The organism is Priestia sp. YIM B13491 (assembly GCF_042787605.1).
GTDB classification, from domain to species: domain Bacteria; phylum Bacillota; class Bacilli; order Bacillales; family Bacillaceae_H; genus Priestia; species Priestia megaterium_E.
In genome coordinates this window covers 730063-754890 of record NZ_JBHZOR010000002.1, presented here as the reverse complement: position 1 = coordinate 754890, position 24828 = coordinate 730063, and the positions used below count along the sequence as shown (strand labels likewise).

Annotated in this window: 24 protein-coding genes and 1 riboswitch; of the genes, 17 read left to right on the top strand and 7 right to left on the bottom strand. The window is 37.8% G+C overall.

What is annotated here, in order from left to right; genetic code table 11:
• The first annotated feature begins 295 nt into the window (after positions 1 to 295).
• The 4 genes from yknW to ACFX4E_RS09845 are packed head-to-tail and all read left to right on the top strand — an operon-like array spanning position 296 to position 3992.
• Positions 296 to 982: a YknW family membrane protein gene (gene yknW, locus ACFX4E_RS09860; RefSeq protein WP_098248652.1), complete on the top strand. Its 687-nt coding sequence runs from the start codon at positions 296 to 298 to the stop codon at positions 980 to 982.
• Complete coding sequence (locus ACFX4E_RS09855; RefSeq protein WP_028407556.1) at positions 983 to 2113, top strand: efflux RND transporter periplasmic adaptor subunit; 1131 nt, start codon at positions 983 to 985, stop codon at positions 2111 to 2113.
• The gene (locus ACFX4E_RS09850; RefSeq protein WP_028407557.1) at positions 2110 to 2799 is read left to right on the top strand and encodes an ABC transporter ATP-binding protein; all 690 of its coding nucleotides are present in this window, start codon (positions 2110 to 2112) and stop codon (positions 2797 to 2799) included. Before ACFX4E_RS09855 ends, ACFX4E_RS09850 begins: the two co-directional genes overlap by 4 nt.
• Positions 2796 to 3992, top strand: a complete 1197-nt coding sequence (locus ACFX4E_RS09845; protein ID WP_016763129.1) for an ABC transporter permease — start codon at positions 2796 to 2798, stop codon at positions 3990 to 3992. The genes ACFX4E_RS09850 and ACFX4E_RS09845 overlap by 4 nt, the downstream gene beginning before the upstream one ends.
• A gap of 69 nt (positions 3993 to 4061) precedes the next feature.
• On the opposite strand, the gene ACFX4E_RS09840 is transcribed toward ACFX4E_RS09845, so the two are convergent.
• Positions 4062 to 5048 (bottom strand): S8 family peptidase, encoded by a 987-nt coding sequence (locus ACFX4E_RS09840; RefSeq protein WP_098966075.1) that lies wholly within the window; start codon positions 5046 to 5048, stop codon positions 4062 to 4064.
• Between the two features lie 353 nt (positions 5049 to 5401).
• Here ACFX4E_RS09840 and folP point away from each other — a divergent pair, with 353 nt between their 5' ends.
• The 3 genes from folP to ACFX4E_RS09825 all read left to right on the top strand — a co-directional run bounded on the left by folP (position 5402) and on the right by ACFX4E_RS09825 (position 7938).
• The gene (gene folP / locus ACFX4E_RS09835; RefSeq protein WP_102813466.1) at positions 5402 to 6250 is read left to right on the top strand and encodes a dihydropteroate synthase; all 849 of its coding nucleotides are present in this window, start codon (positions 5402 to 5404) and stop codon (positions 6248 to 6250) included.
• A gap of 118 nt (positions 6251 to 6368) precedes the next feature.
• Positions 6369 to 7502 (top strand): zinc-dependent alcohol dehydrogenase, encoded by a 1134-nt coding sequence (locus tag ACFX4E_RS09830; RefSeq protein ID WP_098333808.1) that lies wholly within the window; start codon positions 6369 to 6371, stop codon positions 7500 to 7502.
• Positions 7503 to 7743: 241 nt separating this feature from the next.
• A complete protein-coding gene (locus tag ACFX4E_RS09825; RefSeq protein WP_013055532.1) occupies positions 7744 to 7938 on the top strand; it encodes a hypothetical protein in 195 nt (64 codons plus the stop codon).
• Positions 7939 to 7964: 26 nt separating this feature from the next.
• Here ACFX4E_RS09825 and liaG read toward each other — a convergent pair whose 3' ends face one another.
• Positions 7965 to 8834: a LiaG family protein gene (liaG, locus tag ACFX4E_RS09820; RefSeq protein ID WP_098333807.1), complete on the bottom strand. Its 870-nt coding sequence runs from the start codon at positions 8832 to 8834 to the stop codon at positions 7965 to 7967.
• A gap of 387 nt (positions 8835 to 9221) precedes the next feature.
• A riboswitch (purine riboswitch) is annotated at positions 9222 to 9323 on the top strand.
• 138 nt (positions 9324 to 9461) lie between these two features.
• Here liaG and ACFX4E_RS09815 point away from each other — a divergent pair.
• The 5 genes from ACFX4E_RS09815 (at position 9462) to bioA (ending at position 15214) form a co-directional block, all read left to right on the top strand.
• The gene (locus tag ACFX4E_RS09815) at positions 9462 to 10655 is read left to right on the top strand and encodes a NupC/NupG family nucleoside CNT transporter (protein ID WP_013055534.1); all 1194 of its coding nucleotides are present in this window, start codon (positions 9462 to 9464) and stop codon (positions 10653 to 10655) included.
• Positions 10656 to 10972: 317 nt separating this feature from the next.
• Positions 10973 to 12409 carry an amino acid permease gene (locus ACFX4E_RS09810; protein ID WP_013055535.1) on the top strand — a complete coding sequence of 479 codons (1437 nt, stop codon included), beginning with the start codon at positions 10973 to 10975 and terminating at the stop codon, positions 12407 to 12409.
• A gap of 132 nt (positions 12410 to 12541) precedes the next feature.
• Positions 12542 to 13105, top strand: a complete 564-nt coding sequence (locus ACFX4E_RS09805; RefSeq protein WP_377237347.1) for a biotin transporter BioY — start codon at positions 12542 to 12544, stop codon at positions 13103 to 13105.
• 32 nt (positions 13106 to 13137) lie between these two features.
• Positions 13138 to 13860: a dethiobiotin synthase gene (bioD, locus tag ACFX4E_RS09800; protein WP_377258302.1), complete on the top strand. Its 723-nt coding sequence runs from the start codon at positions 13138 to 13140 to the stop codon at positions 13858 to 13860.
• Positions 13841 to 15214: an adenosylmethionine--8-amino-7-oxononanoate transaminase gene (gene bioA / locus ACFX4E_RS09795; protein ID WP_098332463.1), complete on the top strand. Its 1374-nt coding sequence runs from the start codon at positions 13841 to 13843 to the stop codon at positions 15212 to 15214. The genes bioD and bioA overlap by 20 nt, the downstream gene beginning before the upstream one ends.
• A 110-nt stretch (positions 15215 to 15324) precedes the next feature.
• Here bioA and ACFX4E_RS09790 read toward each other — a convergent pair whose 3' ends face one another.
• On the bottom strand, positions 15325 to 15507 hold the full coding sequence (locus tag ACFX4E_RS09790; protein WP_013081858.1) for a YolD-like family protein: 183 nt from the start codon (positions 15505 to 15507) through the stop codon (positions 15325 to 15327).
• A 377-nt stretch (positions 15508 to 15884) separates the two neighbouring features.
• Between ACFX4E_RS09790 and ACFX4E_RS09785 the strand changes: the two genes are divergently transcribed.
• The gene (locus ACFX4E_RS09785) at positions 15885 to 16550 is read left to right on the top strand and encodes a TerC family protein (protein ID WP_050689286.1); all 666 of its coding nucleotides are present in this window, start codon (positions 15885 to 15887) and stop codon (positions 16548 to 16550) included.
• Positions 16551 to 16587: 37 nt separating this feature from the next.
• Here ACFX4E_RS09785 and ACFX4E_RS09780 read toward each other — a convergent pair whose 3' ends face one another.
• Together ACFX4E_RS09780 and ACFX4E_RS09775 are read right to left on the bottom strand one after the other, a co-directional pair.
• Positions 16588 to 17856: a dicarboxylate/amino acid:cation symporter gene (locus ACFX4E_RS09780; protein WP_028407566.1), complete on the bottom strand. Its 1269-nt coding sequence runs from the start codon at positions 17854 to 17856 to the stop codon at positions 16588 to 16590.
• A 145-nt stretch (positions 17857 to 18001) separates the two neighbouring features.
• Complete coding sequence (locus ACFX4E_RS09775; RefSeq protein ID WP_028407567.1) at positions 18002 to 19060, bottom strand: DctP family TRAP transporter solute-binding subunit; 1059 nt, start codon at positions 19058 to 19060, stop codon at positions 18002 to 18004.
• A gap of 108 nt (positions 19061 to 19168) precedes the next feature.
• Between ACFX4E_RS09775 and ACFX4E_RS09770 the strand changes: the two genes are divergently transcribed.
• From ACFX4E_RS09770 to gdh, 4 genes are all read left to right on the top strand, one after another.
• Positions 19169 to 20737 carry an ATP-binding protein gene (locus ACFX4E_RS09770; RefSeq protein ID WP_060744869.1) on the top strand — a complete coding sequence of 523 codons (1569 nt, stop codon included), beginning with the start codon at positions 19169 to 19171 and terminating at the stop codon, positions 20735 to 20737.
• Between the two features lie 12 nt (positions 20738 to 20749).
• A complete protein-coding gene (locus ACFX4E_RS09765; protein WP_028407569.1) occupies positions 20750 to 21436 on the top strand; it encodes a response regulator in 687 nt (228 codons plus the stop codon).
• A gap of 219 nt (positions 21437 to 21655) precedes the next feature.
• Positions 21656 to 22516, top strand: a complete 861-nt coding sequence (locus tag ACFX4E_RS09760; RefSeq protein ID WP_028407570.1) for a RhaT/GlcU family sugar-proton symporter — start codon at positions 21656 to 21658, stop codon at positions 22514 to 22516.
• Between the two features lie 17 nt (positions 22517 to 22533).
• A complete protein-coding gene (gene gdh / locus ACFX4E_RS09755) occupies positions 22534 to 23319 on the top strand; it encodes a glucose 1-dehydrogenase (RefSeq protein ID WP_043980290.1) in 786 nt (261 codons plus the stop codon).
• A 32-nt stretch (positions 23320 to 23351) separates the two neighbouring features.
• On the opposite strand, the gene ACFX4E_RS09750 is transcribed toward gdh, so the two are convergent.
• Both ACFX4E_RS09750 and ACFX4E_RS09745 read right to left on the bottom strand, forming a co-directional pair.
• Positions 23352 to 23930 carry a ferric reductase-like transmembrane domain-containing protein gene (locus ACFX4E_RS09750; protein ID WP_377237348.1) on the bottom strand — a complete coding sequence of 193 codons (579 nt, stop codon included), beginning with the start codon at positions 23928 to 23930 and terminating at the stop codon, positions 23352 to 23354.
• Entirely contained in the window at positions 23905 to 24828 is a 924-nt protein-coding gene (locus ACFX4E_RS09745; protein WP_060744873.1) for an FAD:protein FMN transferase, read from the bottom strand. Before ACFX4E_RS09745 ends, ACFX4E_RS09750 begins: the two co-directional genes overlap by 26 nt.

The window sequence follows — 24828 nt, the reverse complement described above, 5'->3', positions numbered from 1 at the left end:
ATAATAAACTTTAATCATAATATACGGATTCTATTGAATGATGTCAAATAATAATTAGAATATTTAGAAATTATAAGTAAGATTAATACTTTCATTCAGACATCTCTTTAATTTCTAAAAATACCATAAAAAATATAAAATGTAAGAAAAATGTCAATTAATTTGTATAATTATGTTAGAATATTAGGTGTTTGAGAGTTTCTTAGAAAGAGTCGATTTTGCTAGAAAACTTTAAAAAACAGCAAAAGACGGGTCTTAAGAGCTAATAACGAAACAAAATAAAAGGAGTTTGATTATGAGCACAGAAGTTAACGTATCTTCGGAAGTCCAAGAGAAAGGAAAGCCTTCTATTTTTGGTTTTATTACGAGTCCAGTTGTACAGTTTGAGAAAATGAAAAGCAACCCGGTCATTTGGGGCCCTCTTTTACTTATCCTCATCTTAACAGCTGCAACAACGATTCTAGCCGTCTATACCCCTCAGGCAAAAGAAGCATTACAGCAGCAAAAAGAAGCTGGCATTGAAGTGAATTCAACATTTAGTATGATCGGCGGAACGGTTGGAGGAGTGATTGCAATAGTTGCTACACTGGCATTCACGAGTTTAATTTTGTTTTTAATTGCAAAGTTAGGGACTGGAAAAACAACTTACCGCCAAATGTTTAGCTTAAATTTGTTTGTTACGTTCATCACAGCAATCGGTCAGCTAATTAATACGGGAGTAGCTGCACTAGCACATACTTCAGCTAATGTGACTTCGTTAAATGGAATGGTTGGTGCGAAAGGTGCTATGGGAGGAGTATTTACTTCCATTGAAATCTTTTCTATCTGGGGACTTATTCTGACAGCAGTAGGACTACAAAAAGTGGCAAATGTATCAAAAGCTGCTTCTATTATTACAGTGATTATTTTATTCATCTTAGGAGCCGCTATTTCAGGAGTTGGAGGAGCTGCTTCAGAAGCGCTTAAAGGAGCAGGATTGTAAATGAAAAAAGGAATAATTATTACAGCTGTAGCAGTTGTTATTGTTGCGGTTATTGGAATTAACGTATATCGTGCACAAAGTGTAAGTGGGAAAGCAATCAATGTTCACGTAGCAAATATAAAGGAAAAAAAGTTAAGAAATACAGTTATGGTTCCCGGTACGTTAAAGCTTGCTGATGAGCAATATGTCTATTTTGATGCTGAAAAAGGCGAGGTTGAACGATTTCACGTAACGGAAGGATCTCGTGTACAGCAGGGAACCTCTCTTGTAACATACGAAAGCGATACGCTTGATTTAGAGCAAGAACAAAATAAGCTAGAAAAAAAATCCAGCCAGCTGCAAATTGACTCAGTAAGCAAACAGCTTTCTAATTTAAATAAAAAACAAAAAGAATTGGAAAAAGAAATGAGTAAGCAAGAAGCGAGAGATCAAATCGATACAGAACGTACGCAGCTCAATCTCGATTTAGAAACGGCTAAAATTGATTTAGAACGAAACAAACTAGAAGCCAAATCAATTGCTAAAAAAGAACGTAATTTAGACGTAGCGAGTGATATTAATGGGACGGTGCTAGAAGTAGATAAAGAAGCGGTTAATAACACAAGTGACGTTCAAAAACCGCTTATACATATTGGTAATACCGATGAATACTTAGCTACTGGTGTGCTGTCTGAGTACGATGCATTAAAAATTAAAACCGGTCAAGCTGTCAAAATTACATCAGATGTGCTGCCTGATAAAGAATGGGCAGGGAGCGTTAAACAAATTGACTATCTACCTCAGCAGCAGGCATCAGCAGAAGCGGGCAATGATGGGGCTAATCAATATCCAGTTGAAGTAAAAGTAGATGACCAAGATATCACGATGATTAAGCCGGGATTTAAGCTGCTGCTTGAAATTGAAACAAGCAGTAAAAAAGCTTCATCTTTGCCGATAAAAGCAGTTGTAAATGAAGATGGGGAAAAATATGTATATGTGGTGAAAGATAAAAAGGCGGTTCGTAAGGAAGTAAAGATTGGAGAAACAACAAATAAATTTATTGAAATCAAAAGCGGCGTATCTTCTAAAGACAAAGTCATTACAAATCCTACAAAGAACTTAACTGATGGTGCGGAAGTGACTGTTCAATGATTGAGCTTGTGAATATTCATAAAAGTTATCATCTTGGCAAAGAGGAAGTGCCAATTTTAAAAGATATTAATTTGAAGATTTATGACGGTGAATTTGTTGCGATTATGGGACCTTCTGGCTCAGGTAAATCAACGCTAATGAACATTATCGGATGTTTAGACCGTTCGTCGTCAGGGTCCTATTTATTAAATGAACAAGAAATCTCCACTTATAGTGATGAGCAGCTTGCAAAAGTAAGAAATATTCATATCGGTTTTGTTTTTCAGCAATTTCAGCTGTTGCCGCGTTTAACAGCGGTAGAAAACGTAGAGCTTCCAATGGTATATGCAGGTGTAACGCGTAAGGAAAGACGAGCCAGAGCAGAAGCTGCGCTTGAAAAAGTAGGGCTGAGTGAGCGGATGAAACATTTACCGAGCGAGCTATCAGGAGGGCAAAAGCAGCGCGTTGCTATTGCTCGTTCTATTGTTAACAATCCGACGCTTATTTTAGCAGATGAACCAACAGGAGCTCTAGATACAAACACAAGTGCTGACATTATGGAGCAATTTTCTCAGCTTAATGCAGATGGCACAACGGTTGTAGTCATTACCCATGAACCTGAAGTGGCAGAATACACATCGCGTACAGTTATCGTTCGTGACGGTAAAGTGCTAAGTCATAGCGATAAGGAGAACGATAGCCTATGAGTTTGATAGAAAATATTCGCATGGCGCTCTCTTCGGTTCTTGCTCATAAAATGCGCTCTATTTTGACGATGCTTGGTATTATCATTGGCGTAGCGGCTGTTATTATCGTTGTAGCCATTGGTCAGGGCGGAGAACAGATGATTAAGTCGGAAATAACAGGAGCAAGCAATACAGTTGATGTATACTATCAGCCTCCTGAAGACGAGATGCAAGCTGATGACCTTTCAATGACGGGTGAGCCTATCTTTACAGAGGATGATATCAAAGCTCTTTCGACTATTCCCGGAGTGAAGAATGTGGTGGCCTCTAGTTCAATGGGAATGGGGATAAGATATAGAGACAAGGAATCTGATACGACTGTTAATGCTATTAACGAAGGCTATATTGAAGTTAATCAGCTGGAAGTTTCAAAAGGAAGAATGTTAGACAGCTCTGACTTTTTATCAGGTAATCGAGTAGGTGTTATCACAAGCGATATGAAAAAAGAGCTATTTGATAAAAAAGAAGCCCTTGGACAAGTAGTATGGGTGCAAGGTCAGCCTATCAAAATTATTGGTGTCACAAAAAAGGCAACGGGCTTTTTAGCATTTGAAATACCAACCATTTATATTCCGAATAATACGTATAAATCAAGCTTCGGTAAGCTCGATTACACAAACCTTAGTGTTCAAGCAAAAAGCTCTGATCAACTAAAAAAAGTAGGCAATGACGCAACGGATTTGTTAAATAATTTGCATGATGCGGAAGATGCTTACCAAGTGCAGAACTTAGAAGAAATAGCAGATAGCATTGGAAATGTAACGCGGATTATGACAACGATTATTGGATCGATTGCAGGCATTTCCCTGCTTGTTGGCGGGATTGGCGTTATGAACATTATGCTGGTTTCTGTAACGGAACGTACAAGAGAAATTGGTATTCGTAAAGCGTTGGGAGCATCTAAAAGACAAATTCTAACTCAGTTTTTGATTGAATCCATTACCCTCACGTTAATTGGTGGTTTGCTTGGAATTGGTCTCGGCGCGGGCGGGGCAGCTCTTGTTTCATTATTTGCTGGCTGGCCGTCGTTAATTTCGTGGCAAGTGGTACTTGGAGGAGTGTTGTTTTCCATGACGATTGGCATTGTATTCGGCATGCTTCCTGCAAACAAAGCGGCGAAGCTAGATCCAATCGAAGCATTAAGATATGAATAAAGACATGCGTTCGCATGTCTTTATTTCAATTTAACGAGAACCAAGAAGATTTCTCGTTTTTCTTATTTATTACTTACTAGGGTTGATACGGGCTACGTTAATAATATCATGTATTTTCTCTACCAAATCGAGCATGAGAAACCCGTTTCCTTCAGAGCTTTTTCGATATCCAAGAGGAAGCGTCCTTCTTACAAGTTGAGCATAGATTTCGGCTTCGATTAAAGAGCGGCCAAATTCCTTCTCACATAAGTTAATTAATAGAGCTAAAGCTCCTGCTACGTGGGGAGTTGCCATTGAAGTTCCTGAAAGAGTCGCATATTTACCTTCTAAAAAAGTAGAGATGATTTTAACTCCCGGTGCCACTAAATCCACTTCTTCATTGACGTTGGTAAAAGGAGCCAAGCTTAAGCTGTTGTCCACTGCTCCTACTTGAATGACTTCGTTGTAACTTCCTGGATATGAATATTCAAAGGTTTCTTCGCGGTCGTCACCTTCGTTTCCAGCTGCAACAACGACAGAAACATCTTTATTCACAGCATTCTGAACAGCTTCGTGCAGTTCTGGAACGTCTTGTGGTCCCCCCAGTGACATGGAAATAACTCGTGCTCGCTCATTGTTAGGACCGCGCCATTCGACGGCGTAGTTAATAGCGTCAATAATCCATTCGTAATTTCCCGATCCTTCACCGGTAAGTACTTTTAAGCTTAGAATTTTTGCTTTTGGTGCCACTCCTACTACCCCTTCATTATTAAGCGCAGCAGCAATGGTACCAGACACGTGAGTGCCGTGCCCATTATTATCTTCAAATACAGAAGAATCTCCGTCATAATCCGAAGTGAAGTTTCTTCCTCCGATAATACAATCTTTTAAGTCAGGATGATTTGTGTCAACACCAGTGTCGATAACTGCAATTACAATGCCTGCTCCTTGATTGCTTTGTTCCCAAATAGCAGGCGCTTGAATTAAGCTTACTCCTTTAGGCGTTTCGTTTGTTGAGTCGATAATCGACTCAATTGTATAAGGAATTAATTTGACTTGTAACGGTTGTTGAGTCATAGTCATCCTCCTTAAAATGAATTCCATAAAAATGGAAGTTACTTAATTATAAATTCCCAACTATTGCTATAAATTAAACACTTTTCATGCGAATCCTTTCTTTTTGAATAAAAAGACTCACAAAAGATGTGAGAAAAGGAAAAAAGACCCTGAAGACAAGCCCGATAGAGATTTTTAATGTTATCTATGTATTCACTTTTAATGTTTATCTCACACTATAGAAGAAAGAAACTCTAAGAAAAATCACATAGGACCGGCGACTTTTGATATAATTACGAACGGTATGACATTCTCAAAATACATGATATTTATAAATATACATCAATTTGCAAATTACGAAGGGGCTGAGGATAGTGTCAACTTTAACGTCTCAATCCGTCATCAAATGCGGAAAATATGAACTGAATTATGCGGACCGTACGCTTATTATGGGGATTTTAAACGTAAACCCGGATTCATTTTCAGATGGCGGAAAATACTACGATGTAGATAAAGCGGTGGCTCATGCTGAGGAAATGGTGAAGCAAGGAGCAGACATCATTGATATCGGAGGAGAATCAACTCGTCCTGGGTATACAAGAATTAGTGATGAAGAAGAGATTAAACGGATTGTGCCCGTTATTTCTGAAGTGGCTAAGCGCGTAGAGGTGCCGATTTCTGTAGATACATACAAGTCGGAAGTGGCCAAACATGCGCTAGAAGCAGGAGCACATATTATTAACGATATATGGGGCGCAAAGGCTGATCCCAAAATGGCTCAAGTTGCAGCTGACTATAATGTTCCTATTATTTTAATGCATAATCGCCATGAGCCCAATTATACAAATCTGATTACAGATATGATAAGTGATTTGGAAGAAAGCATATCAATTGCAAAAGCTGCAGGAGTTCGAGATGATCAGATTATTTTAGATCCAGGCGTTGGCTTTGGAAAAACGGCTGCGCATAATGTAGAAGCGATTCAGCATCTAGATCAGCTGACAAAGATGGGCTATCCTGTGCTGCTTGCTACTTCTCGTAAAGGATTTATTGGACAAATAGTCGATGCTCCTCCAACGGAAAGAATGGAAGGAACTGCAGCTACTGTATATGCAGGGATTGCACAAGGCGTTCAAATGGTTCGAGTTCATGACGTATTAGAAATCAAGCGCTTTATAAAGATGGCAGATGTACTGGTAGGAAAACATATATTTCAGTTTTAATAATCATTTAAGCAGACGCGTAAGCGCTGCTTTTTTATTTTCCTTGATTTCTCCGGATAGAATACATGCCTTTAGATAAATTTAAGTAATATGAAGGTTGTAAAAATGGAGGGTGAAAATGAGAGCAGTAACGTATCAAGGACCTAATCAGGTAAAAGTAGCAGAAGTAGAAGATGCGAAGTTAGAGAAGAAAGATGACATTGTCATTAAAATAACGTCAACGGCTATTTGTGGTTCTGATCTGCATTTATATCAAGGAAGCATGCCATTGCCTCACGGTTATATTATTGGTCATGAACCAATGGGGGTTGTGGAAGAAGTAGGGCCGGAGGTTACAAAAGTAAAAAAAGGAGATCGCGTTATTATTCCGTTTAACGTAGCGTGCGGACAGTGTGCATACTGTAAGGATGATTTAACGAGCCAATGTGATAATTCTAATCCACATTACGATTCTGGCGGCTATTTCGGTTATACTGAAAAGTTTGGAAATCATCCGGGAGGTCAAGCTGAATATTTAAAAGTGCCGTTTGGGAATTTTACACCATTTGTCATTCCGGAATCGTGCGAATTAGAAGATGAATCGCTTCTTTTTTTATCAGATGTGCTTCCAACTGCTTATTGGAGTGTAGAGCATGCGGATGTTAAAAAAGGAGATACCGTTATCGTACTCGGCTGCGGACCAGTGGGATTAATGGCTCAAAAGTTTGCTTGGATGAAAGGTGCCAAACGGGTTATTGCCATAGATCATGTTCCATACCGAATTCAGCATGCAAAGAAAATGAATGCCGTAGAAACCTTTGACTTTACAGAATACCCAGATATGGGGGAGCATTTAAAAGAAATCACAAAAGGCGGAGCTGATGTGGTGATTGACTGTGTAGGTATGGATGGCAAAAAGTCGCCTCTTGAATACATTGAGCAAAAATTAAAACTTCAAGGTGGAACGCTCGGACCCATTCAAATTGCGACAAAAGCCGTTCGTAAATGTGGAACCGTCCAAATCACCGGGGTATACGGAAGCAACTATAACAGTTTTCCTTTAGGAGCTTTTTTTGCTCGAAATGTAACTCTCAAAATGGGGCAAGCTCCTGTCATTCCGGTTATGCCGAAATTGTATGATCAAATTGTACAAGGAGAATTCGATCCAAAAGAAATTATTACTCATAAAGTCGCTTTAGAAGACGCAGCTAATGCCTACAAAATCTTTAATGATCATCAAGATAACTGCATTAAAGTTATTTTAAAACCTTAAAAGGCCAGTTCTATTAGGTGAAGATTCCCGAGCAGTGAAGCTCGGGAATTTTTTATGTATGTAAAGTGGGGGAGGAAAATAATGCACGATTGGATGGTTGATTTTACATAATTTAGCTTTATGATAGAAAGAGAAGATATAACGCTTTCATATTCTGATTAAATCGTGCTGCTTAAAATGAAATAAATAACATCTTGGTATTCAGTCTTATTCAATCACCGAAATATGGAGGAGAGAATGAATGAAATTAGCATTGCTTCTTGTCATTATTATCGGCGTTGCTGCCCTTGCAGGTACGATCAGTGCTGCAAAGAAAGTAGATGAAGATTACGGAAAATCTAAAAAGAAAAGTATAGTGAATTTATCTATTATTTACGGAGTCGTATTCATAGGCTCAATCGTAGGAGTAGCGTGGTATATTGCAGTGAGACCATAAATAAAACGAACACTTCCGTGTTCGTTTTATTTTGATTTTAACGTTAATTCTCCGCTTGAAACAGCTGCATCAATAGGATATTTTCCATTTCCATGCTTTCCTTTTAATACATCTTCTGTTACGGTTGCATTGCTTAACTTAAAGTCATTGTTTATATCACCGCTGCTTACTTTTCCATTCACTTTAAAACCAGCGCTTTTCGGAAGAACCAGCACGGCATCTCCAGATCCTACATCTACAGAAACGGCCTCTTCTAGCTTTTTAAAATCCATATAGAGATCACCAGATCCAATGCGCGCCTGAAGTTTTCCTTTATAGTTTGTTCCTTTAATTTCCCCAGATCCTACAGCAAATTTAGCTGTTTGGCTTTCAACATTACTCAGCTGTAAATCTCCAGAATTGACATCCGTACGAAGAGAGGTGCTCCTCAAGTTTGAAATACTTGCATTTCCAGAACCTACTTTAATCGAAACATCTTTCAGCTGAAGCGCTTGCTCAGGCTGTGTAGCAACTTGAAGGTCCCCAGAACCTACCGTAAGCGCAAGGTTGTGGTGATAATCTCTAGGAATGTAGATTGTCACTTTTGTGTTTGAAAAAATAGAAAGCCATTGAAAAGGACTTTTTTGATAAGTGACGACTAGGGTATCTCCATTTTGCTTTACATCTACTTTTCCTTTACCTTCTACTTTTGTTTTAATATCTTGACGATCTTGCGGCACGACAGTTGTACTAATGCTTGGAGAGTCAATTTGAATATGCTGAATATCACTTGATAACGCCGCTTCAGACTTGGACGTCTTGAACGAACTTAACGACCAAGAGGAAGGTGCAAACGCAGTAGAAAAGAGGACTGCCGTACCACCTATCACTAAAATAAAAGCCAATATTTTTTTCACGTTATAACCCGCTTTCTACCTAAATTAAATTTGTTTTCTTCTACCATAAAGTGTAAATTGAAAAGCGGTTAATTTCAACGAACAGCAGGATTATTTTTTTCTACGTCTCAAGTCGTAAAAATGAAATATTTTTTTGAGGAATTAAATGAAAAGCGAAGTAGATATTTAAACATACTCATCAAAGAATCAAATTCTTTGTTTCAAAAATAGGAAAATAATTGAGTTAAAAGAACGGTTAAATTCACTTTTTTTGTGTAATTTTCTGATGAGTAGTTCAAAAGAAGTAATAAATAAATAGAATTTTCATACCAATTTTATTATTCCGAAAAACTTTTAAAGTGTTGATTATTAAAAAAATAAAGGGTAGAATTTGTTCATATCAATTGAATACAGCTAAGATTACGATCTTGTATATTATCAGTAATATGGTCTGATAGTCTCTACCTAGTAACCGTAAAAAACTAGACTACAAGAAAGTTTGGATATAAGCAGCAAAAAGAAGGGCGTATTCTCATGAGTACAGTCTTCTTTCAAAGCTCTTACTTTTCATACTTTCTGTTATTGTCAGAATTTATGAAAAGTAAGAGCTTTTTTTGTTTTTCAAATACACACCTGGGAGTGGCTTGCATGTACTTTTTATTAAATTTATTAGGCGTTTTTGTAGTAATGGGTGTCGTCTTTTTATGTTCTCCTAAAAAGAAAGAAATAAAGTGGCGTCCTATTGCTTCACTGCTAGTCGTTGAAGTCCTCATTACTTGGTTTATGTTAGGCACTTCAATCGGAACATGGATTATTAATAAGATTGCTTCGTTCTTTACTTGGCTAATTTCCTGTGCTAACGATGGAATTGCTTTTGCGTTCCCATCCGTGATGGGAAATGAAACGGTTGACTTTTTCTTCAGTGCATTACTGCCTATCATCTTTGTCGTGACATTTTTTGATATTTTATCTTACTTTGGTATTTTAACGTGGATTATTGATAAAGTAGGCTGGGTCATTTCGAAAGTTTCTCGTTTGCCTAAATTAGAAAGCTTTTTCGCTATTCAAATGATGTTTTTAGGAAATACGGAAGCATTAGCGGTTATTCGTAATCAGCTTTCTGTGTTAAAAGACAACCGTTTGCTTACGTTTGGAATTATGAGTATGAGCAGTATTAGCGGATCTATTATCGGTGCTTATTTAACGATGGTTCCCGCTACGTATGTGTTTACAGCAATTCCACTGAACTGTTTAAACGCGCTTATTTTAGTGAGCTTATTGAATCCAGTTCATGTTACAAAAGAAGAAGATATGATTTACGTACCGCCAAAGTCGGAGAAAAAAGACTTTTTCTCTACCATTTCAAACAGTATGTTAGTCGGAATGAACATGGTTATTGTTATTTTAGCGATGGTTATTGGATATGTAGCTCTTACATCTGCGCTTAACGGTATTTTAGGCGTTATCGTAGACGGCTTGACTGTACAAAAGATTTTCTCTTATATCTTTAGTCCATTCGCATTCTTACTAGGGCTAACGGGACATGATGCAATGTACGTAGCTCAGCTGATGGGTATCAAGCTAGCAACAAATGAATTCGTGGCAATGATGGATTTGAAGAAAAATCTAGATACACTTCCACCGCATACGATTGCAGTTGCTACAACATTCTTAACATCTTTTGCTAACTTCAGTACGGTGGGTATGATTTATGGGACGTATAATTCTACGTTATCAGAAGGTAAATCAACGATTATTGGAAAAAACGTATGGAAACTGCTTGTGAGCGGTATCGCTGTTTCGTTATTAAGTGCTATGATTGTTGGATTGTTTGTTTGGTAAAAAGTTAAAAAAAGCTGTGCTTTCGTCTTAGAAAGCACAGCTTTTTTTCTTGTTGCATCACCTATTCATTTGCAGAAAAATGGTTATGAATATCCACAGTAAAAGAAAATCACACTATTCAAGAAAAATTCATTTTACTTTTGCAGAAAAACATTTTAAATCTAGTGAGCATTATGTTAAGATTACAAAAGGCTGTTTCATTTAAATTGAGAACACCGCATAAATATGTAAGTAAATATGCATAGAAAACAAAGGTTTATTAATTTTTTTCTAGGTAATATCTCGTAATAAATAGGTTGAAAGGAAATGTCGTTAATATGATAGAAGGACAACAGCAAACAAATGAATTAAAAAAGACGATGAAAAGCAGACATTTGTTTATGATTTCGCTCGGCGGGGTTATCGGTACAGGTTTCTTTTTAGGAACAGGATACACGATTAGCCAAGCAGGAGCGATTGGAGCTATCCTTTCGTTTATCGTAGGTGGCTTCATTATGTATTTAACAATGCTTTGCTTAGGGGAACTTGCAGTAGCAATGCCAGTTTCCGGTTCGTTTCAGACATATACAACAAAATTTATTGGCCCTGGTGTTGGTTTCGCTTTTGGATGGTTATATTGGTTGGGCTGGGCTGTAACGGTTGCATTAGAATTTTTGTCAGCAGGTCAGCTTATGCAAAGATGGTTTCCTGATTCTCCTGTATGGATCTGGTGTGCTATATTTGCCCTTTTATTATTCTCATTAAATGCACTGTCAGCTAAAGCGTTTGGTGAAGCGGAGTTTTGGTTTGCCAGCATTAAAGTGTTAGCTATTATTTTATTTATCGTGCTTGGTGGAGCTGCTATGTTTGGTTTTCTTCCATTAAGTAATGGAGACAGCGCACCGCTTTTCTCTAATTATACGGCTCACGGTGTGTTTCCTCACGGAATTAGTGCCGTGTTGATTACCATGATTACAGTTAACTTTTCATTCCAAGGCACGGAGCTTATTGGTGTAGCGGCTGGGGAAAGTGAAAACCCAGACAAGACTGTACCAAGAGCAATTAAACAAACGGTATGGAGAACGCTTGTATTTTTTGTACTAGCTGTAGCTGTCTTAGCGGGTATGATTCCGCTTGAAAAAGCAGGCGTAGTTGAGAGTCCATTTGTTGTTGTATTTGACCAAATTGGTATTCCATATGCAGCAGATATTATGAACTTTGTTATCCTAACGGCACTGTTATCTGTAGCTAACTCAGGTCTTTATGCAGCAACGCGTATGCTGTATTCATTGTCAAAAGATAACATGGCAAGTTCAGCTTTCATGAAAGTAAATAAACGCGGTGTGCCGATGAATGCTCTGCTTTTAACATTAGGCATTGCGCTTTTATCTTTACTTTCAGGATTCTTTGCTCAAGAAACAGTATTTGTATGGCTCATTTCTGCAGCGGGTTTAGGTGCACAAATCGGCTGGATTACGATTGCTGCATCACTGCTTGCATTTAGAAAAAGATATATAAATCAAGGAGGGCAAATCGAGGATTTAAAATTTAAAGTCCCTCTTTACCCGGTATTACCTTTAATCGCATTAGTATTAAATACAATCGTATTGGGAAGCATGGCATTTGATGCAGAACAGCGAATGGCACTGTATGTCGGTATTCCACTAGCGCTGCTGTTTTATGCTTATTATCACGCACGTGTAAAAAAGAAAGTTGATTTATCTATCAGCCGTCAAGAAGTGCAGCTTAAAGACGACAAAAAAGTAATTTTATAAAAAAAGACGCAAAAGCCTGGGCTTTTGCGTCTTTTTTTATTGTTTATTTGTCAACTTAAAATAAAATTAAGTTGACAAATAAAAAGGGATTATTGCAAACTTAAAGCAGCGAAAAGAGAAAGGAGGGTGAATATGAAACCGAAAACAATGGCGTATGTTTCCTTATTTGCAGCTTTAACGGCGATTGGTGCATTTATAAAAATTCCTATTCCCTACATACCGTTTACTCTTCAAATTGTTCCTGTTTATTTAGCCGGTGCGCTGTTAGGTCCGCGTTTAGGTTTGTATAGTCAGCTATGCTACATAGGTATTGGGTTAATCGGTGTTCCGGTTTTTGCAGAAGGAGGAGGTTTAGGGTATATTTTCAAACCAACGTTTGGCTATTTAATTGGCTATGCTATGGGTGCATTTATGAACGGCTACCTTATTCAAAAATATGACTTAAAGAAACCTTTTTCTATCTTTTTAGCTAATTTATCTACGTTAGCTATTGTGTACGCAGTCGGCTGCTTTTGGCTTTACGGAGCAATGAAATGGATAATTGAAAAGCCTCTTTCACTGAGCGATACACTTCTTTTTGGAGCTGTTTTGCCAATGCCTGGAGATCTTTTGTTGTGTATTTTATGTTCAGTGCTGATTCACCGAATGCAGCCTCGATTTAGTCGTTTGTCATCAAAGCGGGTTAAAGCGGGGTAACTAAGACATAGAAAAAAAGGAGAGAAAAGAAAATGGGCAAAGCGTATTTTATTACGGGAACTGGAACAGATATTGGAAAAACCCTGGTTACAAGTATTTTGTATAAAGTACTTGGTCGTCTAGGAATAAAAACGACAATTTGCAAACCATTTCAAACCGGCTACCAAGACAAAATTGGAGGTTATCCGGATATTCACTGGTTTGAAACAAGGCTCGGAGTAGCAGATACGGGTATTTATCAGTTAAAGCCGGAGACGTCTCCTCATTTGGCTATTGCACTGAGCAACAAGCAAGTAGAGCCTTCAATCGTCTTAAAACGCATTAATGAATTAAAAAAGAAATTTGATGTAGTGCTCGTAGAAGGAGCGGGAGGTCTTGCCGTACCTTTAATTGAGAAGGAAACAACGTTCTATATGACAAAAGATTTGATCATAGATGCACAGATGCGGGTTATTGCTGTTGGAACAACAGGGTTAGGAGCTATTCACGATGCGCTTTCTACCTTTTCATATGCAAGTGAGCATCACCTTAAAATCAACGGACTCATTTTTAATCGTTTTAATCACAGCAGTATCATTCATAACGATAATATTCGAACGATTGAAAAGCTGCTTCAAATATCATCTTTAATGACCGTTCCAGTATTCACACATATCGATGAAGAGTTAGATGCATATATTGAGAAAATGATGAGGAAAAAAAGTGTTATTCAACATATTCAGGAGGTGTTTGACTGTGCCGTATCAAAAAGCTGAGCTGGAGAAATGGGATAAAGAATATGTATGGCATCCCTTTACGCAAATGAAAGCTTACCGTCAATCCAACCCTCTTATTATTGAAAGAGGAGAAGGAAGCTATTTATATGATGTAGAGGGAAACAAATATTTAGATGGATACGCTTCTCTATGGGTGAACGTGCATGGACATAATGATCCGGAATTAAATACAGCTTTACATATACAAGTGGAAAAATTAGCGCATTCTACGCTGCTTGGATCCGCAAACGTTCCATCTATTTTGTTAGCCAAAAAGCTAGCGGAAATTACCCCTGGCAGCTTATCGAAAGTCTTCTACTCTGATACAGGCTCCGCCGCTGTCGAAATTGCGTTGAAAATTGCCTATCAATATTGGCAAAATCTCGACTCTGTAAAGTACAAAAACAAAAATAAATTTATCTCATTGAATGAGGCATATCATGGAGATACAATTGGGGCAGTCAGTGTGGGAGGCATGGATTTATTTCATCGCATCTTTAAGCCTTTGCTGTTTGAACGAATTCCCGCACCTTCTCCTTATACTTACCGTATGGACGGGGTAGAAACGGAAGAGCAAGCTTCAGCTTACTGTATTCAACAGCTAGAGAAGCTCTTGCAGAACAAAGGAGAAGAAGTAGCCGGTTTGATTATTGAACCGCTTGTTCAAGGAGCCGCGGGTATTATTACACATCCTCCAGGTTTTTTAAAACAAGTAGAGCGTCTGTGCAAAGCGTACGGGGTATTGCTGATTTGTGATGAAGTAGCCGTTGGATTTGGACGAACCGGAACGCTGTTTGCATGTGAACAAGAAGATGTTGTACCGGATATTATGTGTGTAGGAAAAGGGATAACAGGAGGGTATATGCCGCTTGCGGCTACGTTAACAAGCGAACAGATATTTAATGCTTTTTTAGCTCATCCAGATGAAAATAAAACGTTCTTTCATGGACATACGTATACCGGAAATCAATTAGCCTGTACAGTAGCGCTTAGAAATATTGAACTGATAGAAGAAAGGGAGTTAATCCGTAGTGTAAAAGAAAAGGAAAAAGTTTTTAAACGTTATCTATTAAAGCTTTATGAACTGCCCAACGTGGGAGACATTAGACAAAGAGGATTAATGGCAGGAATCGAAGTTGTGAAAGACCGCCAAACAAAGTCTATTTTTGAAGATAAAAAAGTGATGGGGGACATCATTTTAGCGGCTCGTCAAAAAGGTTTAATTATTAGAGAGCTAGGTCCTGTGATTACGATGATGCCTATTCTTTCAATGACAGACGAAGAATTAAAAACAATGGTTGAAATTGTATATGAATCAATTAAAGAAGTAATTGCACGTCATACAGTGAGTTAAATAAAAAGAGGATAGGACAAAAGTTTTTTATTTAGTTTAAAAAAGATCCGAACGATTCATCGTTCGGATCTTTTTATGGTTATGGGAACGTGAATTTCTCCTTTTTTTTATCAATAAATATTTTTAATGCTTGATAGGCGAAGTGATCGTACATGCTGATTTTCATCTTTTAATAGAAGCGTTTGTTCGAGTAAGTTTAAGTTTTGAATATAACCTTTTACCGTTTGAACAAAACCGTTGTTTTGATAGTTAATAGTTAATAATTTATTTGTTTTTAATGCTTTTAAAATCATACCTATTTTCTCCCTTCTTATATCGTAGCTGCCGAAAAACTACAAAATAATGAAGAAGCAATTGGAGGCTTGTATTATTTATAAAAATTACTCTGTTTTTTATAAATGCTCTCCTGCTACTAATAGTAGAGGGTGATGGTGAAAAACAGATGAAAGATAAAGGGTAAGGTTTGATTTATTGTAATGAACTGACTTTTCCTTTACAAATACCTATTTCAAATTTCTTTTTAGTGATAAAATACTGTTAGTGAAATAACTACTTCTCTTCATTAAAGGGTAAGAACGGGTTATATTGATAGAGTTTTAGTTCTCTATTTCTAGTAATGAAATAAGAGATAGAGAAATAGACTAATAAAAATCAATCAAGGAGTTTTTTTATGGATCAGAGTTTTATTTTAAATCTTTTAGAAATTTTACTGATTAACATTGTACTGAGTGGCGATAACGCAGTCGTGATTGCTTTAGCTTGTCGGAATCTTCCGGACCAGCATCGAAACAAAGCGGTTGTTTTCGGTACATTAGGAGCGGTTGTATTACGTGTAGGGCTAACGTTTGTCGCTGTATATTTATTAACAATCCCATTTTTAAATTTCATCGGAGGCCTGCTTCTTCTATGGATTGCGATTAGTCTTTTAAAAGGTGAAGATGACGGAGATATTAAAGCGAATTCAACTCTAGCAGGTGCTATTAAAACAATTATTATAGCGGATCTTGTTATGAGTTTAGATAACGTAGTAGCGGTTGCGGGTGCGGCTAACGGCAATATTCTACTCATTATCCTTGGTCTTGTTATCAGCATTCCGTTAATCATTTGGGGAAGTCAGCTTTTAATGAAAATTATGGAAAAATTCCCGATTATCATCATTGCCGGAGCAGCGCTTCTTGGCTATACTGCTGGTGAAATGATCTTTAAAGACAAAGCGGTGGGACATGTATTAGAAGGATTAAATCCGTATTTGCATACGATTGTTCCTATTTTGTTAGCTATTTTAGTTGTTGTTGTTGGGAAACTTAGCGGACGTTCTAAAAAAGAAACGCATTAATAATAAAAAAAGACCCCTGTGAGGGGGTCTTTTTTTATTATTTAGCTAATGGAGGTGCGGAATTAACATCTTGTACTGTTTCTACAGGAGGATGAAATTCATTTTCCATTTTCGATACAACTACAGTTGCTACACCATTTCCAATTAAGTTCGTAATAGCACGAGCTTCCGACATGAAGCGGTCTACCCCGATTAACAGCGCGATTCCTTCAACTGGAATCATTGGGAATGCAGCAAGCGTAGCGGCTAGTGTAATAAATCCAGAGCCAGTAACTCCGGCAGCTCCTTTAGACGTTAACATTAAAATACCAAGCAGCGTAATCTCTTGCATTAACGACAGGTCGACTCCATACGCTTGAGCGATAAAGATAGCAGCCATGGATAAGTAGATGGCTGTTCCATCTAGGTTAAATGAGTAACCAGTTGGAATGACAAGTCCTACCACCGATTTTGAACATCCGTACTTCTCCATTTTGTCCATCATTTTTGGCAGTGCAGATTCCGAAGAAGACGTACCTAATACAAGTAGAATTTCTTCTTTAATAAAAGCAATGAATTTAAAAATATTAAATCCATAAATCTTAGCAATGGTTCCAAGTACAAATACAATAAATAAGAACATAGTAATGTAAACAGATCCCATTAAGAAACCGAGTTTTTGAAGAGAGCCTATTCCAAAGTTACCGATCGTATAAGCCATCGCTCCAAACGCCGCAATAGGTGAAAGTTTCATAATCATATTAACAATGCCAAAGAAAATATCTGTACAGCGTTCAAAGAATGTAATGACAGGAGCCGCTTTTTCGCCGAGTGTAGCTGTAGCCATTCCAAATAGTACGGCAAAGAATAAGATTGGCAATAATTCACCATTTGCCATTGCGCCAAATACGCTGTCTGGAATAATTCCCATGATAAACTCCATAAAGCCATGCTCTGCTTCAGCTGCTTGCTGCGTATATTGAGTAACATCAGCTCCGTTTGCGCCATTGATATTAAAGCCAGCCCCAGGTTTAATAAAGTTTACAACGATAATTCCAATTGCTAAGGCAAAAGTAGTGACAATCTCAAAGTATAAAAGAGCTTTACCTCCAATTCGTCCCACTTTCTTTAAGTCTCCCATGCTTCCGATACCGATGACCACTGTTAAGAAAATAATTGGGGCAATCACCATCTTAATTAGTTTAATGAAGATATCAGCCAATACTTTTAATTTAGCTCCAAATTCAGGAAACATGAAGCCAATTGCAATACCAAGAAGGATACCGATAACAACTTGAACAGTTAGATTTTTAAAACTTAATTTCATACGTAATGCTCCTTTCGAGAATATTTTTGTTAACGCTTACATTATTCTTATCCTTATATTAACTGATAATTTTAACTATTTATATTTCTGGTGATAATGTTCTTTTTGGTCATTTTGGTCAAAAAAAGTGATGAACATATAGTCATCACTTTTTGCTTTCGATATTTTTTATTTGCTGAATGATATCAAGCGTTTGTTTTGTTGCATTGTTTTCAAACGATTGATAAAGAGAGTTAAACTGTTTTTTCCATTCGGCTTTTTGTAAATCATTTAAGTAATAAACGCGCATGCCAGATTTATTTTTTATTTGCTGCAGCTGTTCATCGTTCATCATTTTTGATTGAGTCCAAATCCAGTTAGTTGTTTCTACCATTGCATCACTTAATAGTTGTTTTACATCTTCAGGGAGGTTGTCCCAATACTTTTCATCCATTAAAACAGCATAGCCCAAGTATCCATGGTTGCTGATGGTCATATATTTTTGCAGCTCGTACAAACGTTTTGAATAAATATTAGAAATGGTATTTTCCTGTCCATCAAATTCCTGTCGTTCGAGGGATTGATATACTTTATTAAACGAGACAGCCTGAGGCTTGGCGCCAAGAAGTTCGAATTGTTTTTTGATTACTTCACTTGGCATAATGCGAAACGTTTGACCTTGAAAATCTGCTGGATGGAGCAAAGGTTTCGTATTGCTAGTCATTTGTTTAAAGCCGTTGCTCCATAACGCAAGCCCTTTAATGTTTTTCTCTTGCAGCGTACTCAACAAATCCTGTCCGATTTTACCGGTAAACACTTGTTTTGCCTCGCTGTAATCATCGAAAATGAAGGGAAGATCAAAAAGTTGCCACGTAGGGGAGAGGTCGCTTAGCTTTGAAATGGAAGGTGCAATCATTTGTACATCATTTCGGCGAAGGGCGGCAAGTTCTTCGTCGTCTGAATACAATACACCGTTTGAATATACTTCAATTTTAACTTTGCCATCCGATTTTTGATTAACGATTTCAGCAAATTTTTGAGCGGCTAAGCCTTTTGGAGTGTTTTCGGCTACAACGTGGCTAAAATTAATCACAATTTGCTTATTTAATCCTTTTTGCTCATCGTCATGATACACATTATCTTGATTTATAACCGTATACTGCAAAAAAACATAGATCATCAAGAAAACGCTGACAATGATACTTGCCCCTATAAACATCTTCAAAATGTCCAACCCCGCGATTCAATAATTTTTCTCTACAAATATTCTAACACGCAATTTCTCAACGTGGTAAAATTAAAATAAACTTCAATCAGCAGTAGGTGTTCCGCTATGACACGCTTATCCATGCAAACGAAAATGACGGGGTTAATCTTTTTTATCGTGGTCTTTTCGTTGTTTTTAGCAAGTATCGTGGTGATTAATAATTTTGTACAGTCAAAAGAAAACGATTTAGAGCAAAGGGCTTTAATCACTTCGAGAACAGTTGCTGAAATGCCTGAAATTCGAGAAAAAATTGAAAAAGATAGCAAGAACATTAATCAAATTGTAGAGCCGATTCGCATTATTCACGGTGCTTATTATGTAGTGGTTATGAATATGAATCATGAACGTTTGTCTCACCCTTTGCAAAGCATGATTGGAAAAATCTCTAAAGGAGATGATGAGGGACAGGCGTTTGCAGAACATACCTATACCGATAAAGCAAAAGGAGAAGGCGGAATGGTCATTCGCTCTTTTGTGCCCGTTGTGAACGATCAGCATGAACAAGTAGGCGTAGTCGTCTCGGGCTATCTTCTTCCGAAATTTACAGAGGTCATTTTAAGTTTAAAAAAAGAAATTTTTCTTATCTCAGGTCTTGCTCTTTTTTTTGGAGGATGGGGAGCGTGGGCGCTTGCATCTCGTATCAAAAAAGAGATGTTTGAGCTTGAACCTCATGAAATTGCTCGTTTGTTCGTAGAACGAACGGAGACCTTTAATGCCATGCATGAAGGAGTCATTGCCATTGATAAAGAGGAGAACATCACTATTTTTAATCATAAAGCGAAAATTATGATGGATGTACCCGATGAGGTAATTGGAAAAAAGATCTATGATGTGATTCCAGATACAAGACTTCCAGAAATTCTGCAGCTTAATCAGCCTGTTTATAATCGAGAGCTTCAAGTTCGGAATTTGAATATTTTAAGCAATCGTGTGCCGATTAAGGTTAATAATCACACAGTCGGTGCGGTCGCTATTTTTCAAGACCGAACGGAAGTTAAAAAATTAGCTGAAGAGTTAACAGGAGTTAAATCATTTGTAAGCGCTCTTAGAGTTCAAAACCATGAATACATGAATAAACTTCATACGATTGCAGGGCTTATCCAACTTGGAAATAAAGACAAGGCTCTTCAGTATGTTTTTCAAGTGTCTGAACAGCAAGAAGAGCTCACCCAGTTTCTTCATAAGCATATTAAAGATGAAAGTATATCGGGATTGCTGTTGAGCAAAGTCAGCCGTGCCAAAGAACTTGGAATTGAGTTAGCTATCGATCGCCACAGTGAGCTTCACTCATTTCCTCCTTACCTAGATCATCATGATTTTGTGATTATTATTGGTAACTTAATTGAGAACGCTTTTGATTCATATCAACATTTGGAGCGTCGTGAACGGAAGATCTATATAAGTATGGAACAAAATGACGGGATTCTTTCTATATTAGTTGAAGATAACGGGTGTGGCATGAATGAGGATCAAGTAGAGAGAATCTTTGATGAAGGTTTTTCAACCAAGGCAAAGGAAAATAGAGGAATTGGTTTGCATTTAGTGAAACAAATTGTTGAAAAAGGAAACGGTCAGATCGAAGTAGAGTCAGAAGTAGATGTTGGAACGACTTTCATCATTACATTCTTTTTATAGGGGGAGTGGGAAATGAATAAAAAAGAATGGACGGTGCTTCTCATAGAAGACGATCCTATGGTACAAGAAGTGAATCGCCAATTTATTGAACAAGTTGAAGGGTTCATCGTTATCGCTGCAGCTTCGAATGGTTTAGAGGGTATGCAGCTCATTAAACAGCATCAGCCTGATTTAACGATTATTGATATGTACATGCCTAGTCAAGATGGCTTAACTACCTTACAGCAAATTCGAGCAAATGGCTATAAAACAGACGTGATAGCGGTTACGGCTGCAAGTGATATTGAAACCGTACGGAAAGTTCTTCAATACGGGGCGGTGGATTATATTATGAAACCGTTCAAGTTTGAACGAATGAAGCAAGCGCTTGAGCAGTATCGTTCGTTTCAAGTTAAAATAAGTCAAAAAGAACATATTACTCAGTCTGAATTAGATTCTATGCTGTTTCAGCAATTCGAAGAAAAAGCCGATTTGCTTCCAAAAGGGCTAAATGCGGTTACGCTAAGGAGGATACAACAATATCTTTCCGAACAAAATCATCCAATTTCCGCTGAAGAAGTAGCGGACGGCGTAGGAATTGCGCGTGTGACGGCAAGAAGATATTTAGAGTTTTTAGAACAGGAAAACGAGCTGAAATTATCAGTTGAATACGGCAGAGTGGGGAGACCTATTAATCGCTATATGTTAAAAATAAATTAAATGATACAGAACAGCTTTTATTTGGAAAAGCTGTTTTTTTGCGTTAGAAAGTATATCTTTTTCTCTCCTAGAACAAATTAAGGTATACAGTTTTCGCTATCCAAAGAATATTTCGTGCGGTCATTAATTCATAAAATGTCCCTGAAAAAGGATTAATGGCGGAAAAATTGGGGAATATGCACTTTGACATTTAATTTTAGCACAGGAAGGTTTTGAAACATGGACATATTTTTAGCCGTCTTACCAGCCATATTTTGGGGAAGCATTGTGCTTTTCAATGTGAAACTAGGCGGAGGACCTTATAGTCAAACGCTTGGAACTACATTGGGAGCTTTGATTTTCTCCATAGGTATTTATATTTTTGTACACCCTACGCTTACACCTTTAATCTTTGGCGTTGGAGTTGTATCGGGGCTATTTTGGGCAGTTGGACAAAGTAATCAGCTGAAAAGTATTGATTTAATTGGAGTTTCTAAAACGATGCCTATTTCAACTGGGCTTCAATTAGTTTCCACTTCATTATTTGGAGTAATTGTGTTTCACGAGTGGTCTACAAAAACTTCAATCATTCTTGGTGTGCTCGCTCTTATCTTTATTATTGTAGGGATTGTTTTAGCATCACTTCAAAGCAAAGAAGAGAAAGAGGCTGAAGAAGGAAAAGGAAACTTCAAAAAAGGAATTGTTATTTTATTAATTTCAACCGTTGGTTATTTAGTTTATGTTGTAGTAGCCCGTCTATTTAATGTAGACGGATGGTCGGCTTTATTACCTCAAGCGATTGGTATGGTTATTGGAGGAGTATTGCTGACGTTTAAGCATAAGCCATTTAATAAATATGCAATTCGCAACATTATCCCAGGTCTTATTTGGGCCGCTGGTAATATGTTTTTATTCATCTCACAACCTAAAGTAGGCGTAGCGACAAGCTTTTCGCTTTCCCAAATGGGAATCGTCATTTCAACATTAGGCGGGATCATTATTTTAGGTGAGAAGAAAACGAAGCGTCAGCTAGTTGGGATTATTATTGGAATTATACTGATCATCATAGCAGGAGTCATGTTAGGGCTCGCCAAAAGCTAACTAGGAGGGTATTAACAATGTATAAAGATTTAGAAGGAAAAGTAGTTGTCATAACAGGTTCATCTACCGGTTTGGGAAAATCAATGGCGATTCGTTTTGCGACAGAAAAAGCCAAGGTAGTTGTGAATTATCGTTCGAAAGAAGAAGAAGCTAACAGCGTTTTAGAAGAAATTAAAAAAGTCGGCGGAGAGGCAATTGCCGTTAAAGGTGACGTAACAGTTGAGTCTGACGTGATCAATCTAGTTCAATCTGCTATTAAAGAATTTGGAAAGTTAGACGTTATGATTAATAACGCAGGAATGGAAAATCCGGTTTCATCTCATGAAATGTCTTTAAGCGATTGGAATAAAGTCATTGATACGAACTTAACGGGAGCATTTTTAGGCAGCCGTGAAGCGATTAAATATTTTGTGGAAAATGATATTAAGGGAACAGTTATTAACATGTCGAGTGTTCACGAGAAAATTCCTTGGCCGTTATTTGTTCATTACGCAGCAAGTAAAGGCGGAATGAAGCTCATGACTGAAACACTTGCATTAGAATACGCTCCAAAAGGTATTCGTGTAAATAACATTGGACCGGGAGCGATTAATACACCGATTAACGCTGAGAAATTTGCTGATCCTGAGCAGCGTGCAGATGTAGAAAGCATGATTCCAATGGGATACATCGGAGAGCCGGAAGAAATTGCAGCGGTTGCTGCATGGTTAGCTTCTTCAGAGGCAAGTTATGTAACAGGGATTACGCTCTTTGCTGACGGCGGTATGACACAGTACCCATCATTCCAAGCAGGACGCGGATGAGAAAAAACGCACTCTATGATAGAGTGCGTTTTTTAGTTTTCCTGAGCTTTTTTTTGGTTCTTAGGAGCTGACTGGTGTTGAATTCGTAAAAAAAGCAAAACCAAAACGGTGCAGCCAGTGATGCTGTACATCCCAAGAACAAGCGGCTGCTGTGTATCTGTTCCAGAAGTAATGCCGTGATACAGTGCAAGCAAATAGCCTGGAAAAGCAAGAAAATGAATAGCTTTCCATGTTTTTCTCCCCAGCTGTTTTATAAAATCGGATGTGATGATCAGTACGAATAAAATGTAGAGTGAAATAGTACCAAGACCTGTGCTAATTGGTTTGTAATCGGAAGTGAACGGAATTAAAATGTCAGATAGTGAAAAATGAATAGATTGATCAAATGATAAAACAAGTCCGTGAATCATACCAAATAATAACCCGAACCACCCTGATGATTGATGAACCAGCAAAAGCTGTTTTTTTCGTTTTGGTTTAAAAAATGAAAAGCTGTGAGAAATGCCAGCGGCAACCGATACAAACATGAGTAAATAAGAAGTTAAGCCGGCTGCCCGAATGGTATTCCAAACGGGAAAGTGGGCACTAAATTGCGCGAGGAGAGTAGCCATAATGGTATACCTGACCTTTCACATTTTTTTCGATTAACACTTCGCCTTCTTTTGTAACCGCAATGACCTCTAAAGAAGGGTGATGCATTTTAGCTAATCTTAATCCGGCGTCCCATCCGAGAATAAGCATGCATTTTGCATAGACTTCAGAAACGGTCAAGTCTTCTGAAACAACCGTTGCTTGCAGAAGCTCTGATGAACTAGGCTTGCTGATTCTGCCATCAATAATATGATGGTGAGTGTGGCCGTTTACTTTCCACAAACGCTTGCCCACACTGCTTGTGGCAATGCCGCTGTTGCTCTTTACTTTAATACTCATGAGATTTTTTGATAAATCAAATGGATGAGAGAGCGCAATAGACCAGTGCTTGCTAGCAGGCCCCCATGTTACAATATCACCGCCTCCATCGATTGCCCCAAGTGAAGTTCCTTTTTTCTTTAATTGATTCGCCATTTGCTGAATGCTCCAACCTTTTGCGATTCCGCCTAAATCCAGGCCGACATTAGAAGCAAGGTGAATACTTCTCATTCCTTTATGAATCATAAGAGGGTTAACAGCATCAAAAGCTGCTACTTCTTGAGGAAGCTGATTGTTAGGCAGTTGTTCAAAACTTTGGTCATATCCTAGAGTTTGAATAGAATGATACAGAAATGGGTTGAAAATTCCGTTTGTCTCATTGTAATAGTAAGAGGCTGTTTTTACAGCTTCATACAACATTTTTGACGGTAAAAATAATCTTCCGTTCAGCGAATTAAGCTGTGAAAGTTCGCTTGTTGGAAGAAAGCGGCTTAGGGTTTCTTCTACAAGATAACACCAGCTCTCCACTTTTTGGCTGACATGTGTTTCAAGCTGATATACGTTAAATTCGGTATTCATTGCTTTAAATGAGTAGCTCAT

Coding starts and splice junctions, on each gene's coding strand:
- gdh (WP_043980290.1), top strand. CDS start 22,534: ATGTATAAAGATTTAGAAGGAAAAGTAGTTGTCATAACAGGTTCATCT.
- ACFX4E_RS09805 (WP_377237347.1), top strand. CDS start 12,542: ATGAAACCGAAAACAATGGCGTATGTTTCCTTATTTGCAGCTTTAACG.
- ACFX4E_RS09830 (WP_098333808.1), top strand. CDS start 6,369: ATGAGAGCAGTAACGTATCAAGGACCTAATCAGGTAAAAGTAGCAGAA.
- ACFX4E_RS09850 (WP_028407557.1), top strand. CDS start 2,110: ATGATTGAGCTTGTGAATATTCATAAAAGTTATCATCTTGGCAAAGAG.
- yknW (WP_098248652.1), top strand. CDS start 296: ATGAGCACAGAAGTTAACGTATCTTCGGAAGTCCAAGAGAAAGGAAAG.
- ACFX4E_RS09750 (WP_377237348.1), bottom strand. CDS start 23,930: ATGGCTACTCTCCTCGCGCAATTTAGTGCCCACTTTCCCGTTTGGAAT.
- ACFX4E_RS09760 (WP_028407570.1), top strand. CDS start 21,656: ATGGACATATTTTTAGCCGTCTTACCAGCCATATTTTGGGGAAGCATT.
- ACFX4E_RS09780 (WP_028407566.1), bottom strand. CDS start 17,856: ATGAAATTAAGTTTTAAAAATCTAACTGTTCAAGTTGTTATCGGTATC.
- ACFX4E_RS09790 (WP_013081858.1), bottom strand. CDS start 15,507: ATGATTTTAAAAGCATTAAAAACAAATAAATTATTAACTATTAACTAT.
- ACFX4E_RS09845 (WP_016763129.1), top strand. CDS start 2,796: ATGAGTTTGATAGAAAATATTCGCATGGCGCTCTCTTCGGTTCTTGCT.
- ACFX4E_RS09765 (WP_028407569.1), top strand. CDS start 20,750: ATGAATAAAAAAGAATGGACGGTGCTTCTCATAGAAGACGATCCTATG.
- ACFX4E_RS09745 (WP_060744873.1), bottom strand. CDS start 24,828: ATGAGCTACTCATTTAAAGCAATGAATACCGAATTTAACGTATATCAG.
- ACFX4E_RS09840 (WP_098966075.1), bottom strand. CDS start 5,048: ATGACTCAACAACCGTTACAAGTCAAATTAATTCCTTATACAATTGAG.
- ACFX4E_RS09770 (WP_060744869.1), top strand. CDS start 19,169: ATGACACGCTTATCCATGCAAACGAAAATGACGGGGTTAATCTTTTTT.
- ACFX4E_RS09785 (WP_050689286.1), top strand. CDS start 15,885: ATGGATCAGAGTTTTATTTTAAATCTTTTAGAAATTTTACTGATTAAC.
- ACFX4E_RS09855 (WP_028407556.1), top strand. CDS start 983: ATGAAAAAAGGAATAATTATTACAGCTGTAGCAGTTGTTATTGTTGCG.
- ACFX4E_RS09825 (WP_013055532.1), top strand. CDS start 7,744: ATGAAATTAGCATTGCTTCTTGTCATTATTATCGGCGTTGCTGCCCTT.
- ACFX4E_RS09810 (WP_013055535.1), top strand. CDS start 10,973: ATGATAGAAGGACAACAGCAAACAAATGAATTAAAAAAGACGATGAAA.
- bioD (WP_377258302.1), top strand. CDS start 13,138: ATGGGCAAAGCGTATTTTATTACGGGAACTGGAACAGATATTGGAAAA.
- ACFX4E_RS09815 (WP_013055534.1), top strand. CDS start 9,462: ATGTACTTTTTATTAAATTTATTAGGCGTTTTTGTAGTAATGGGTGTC.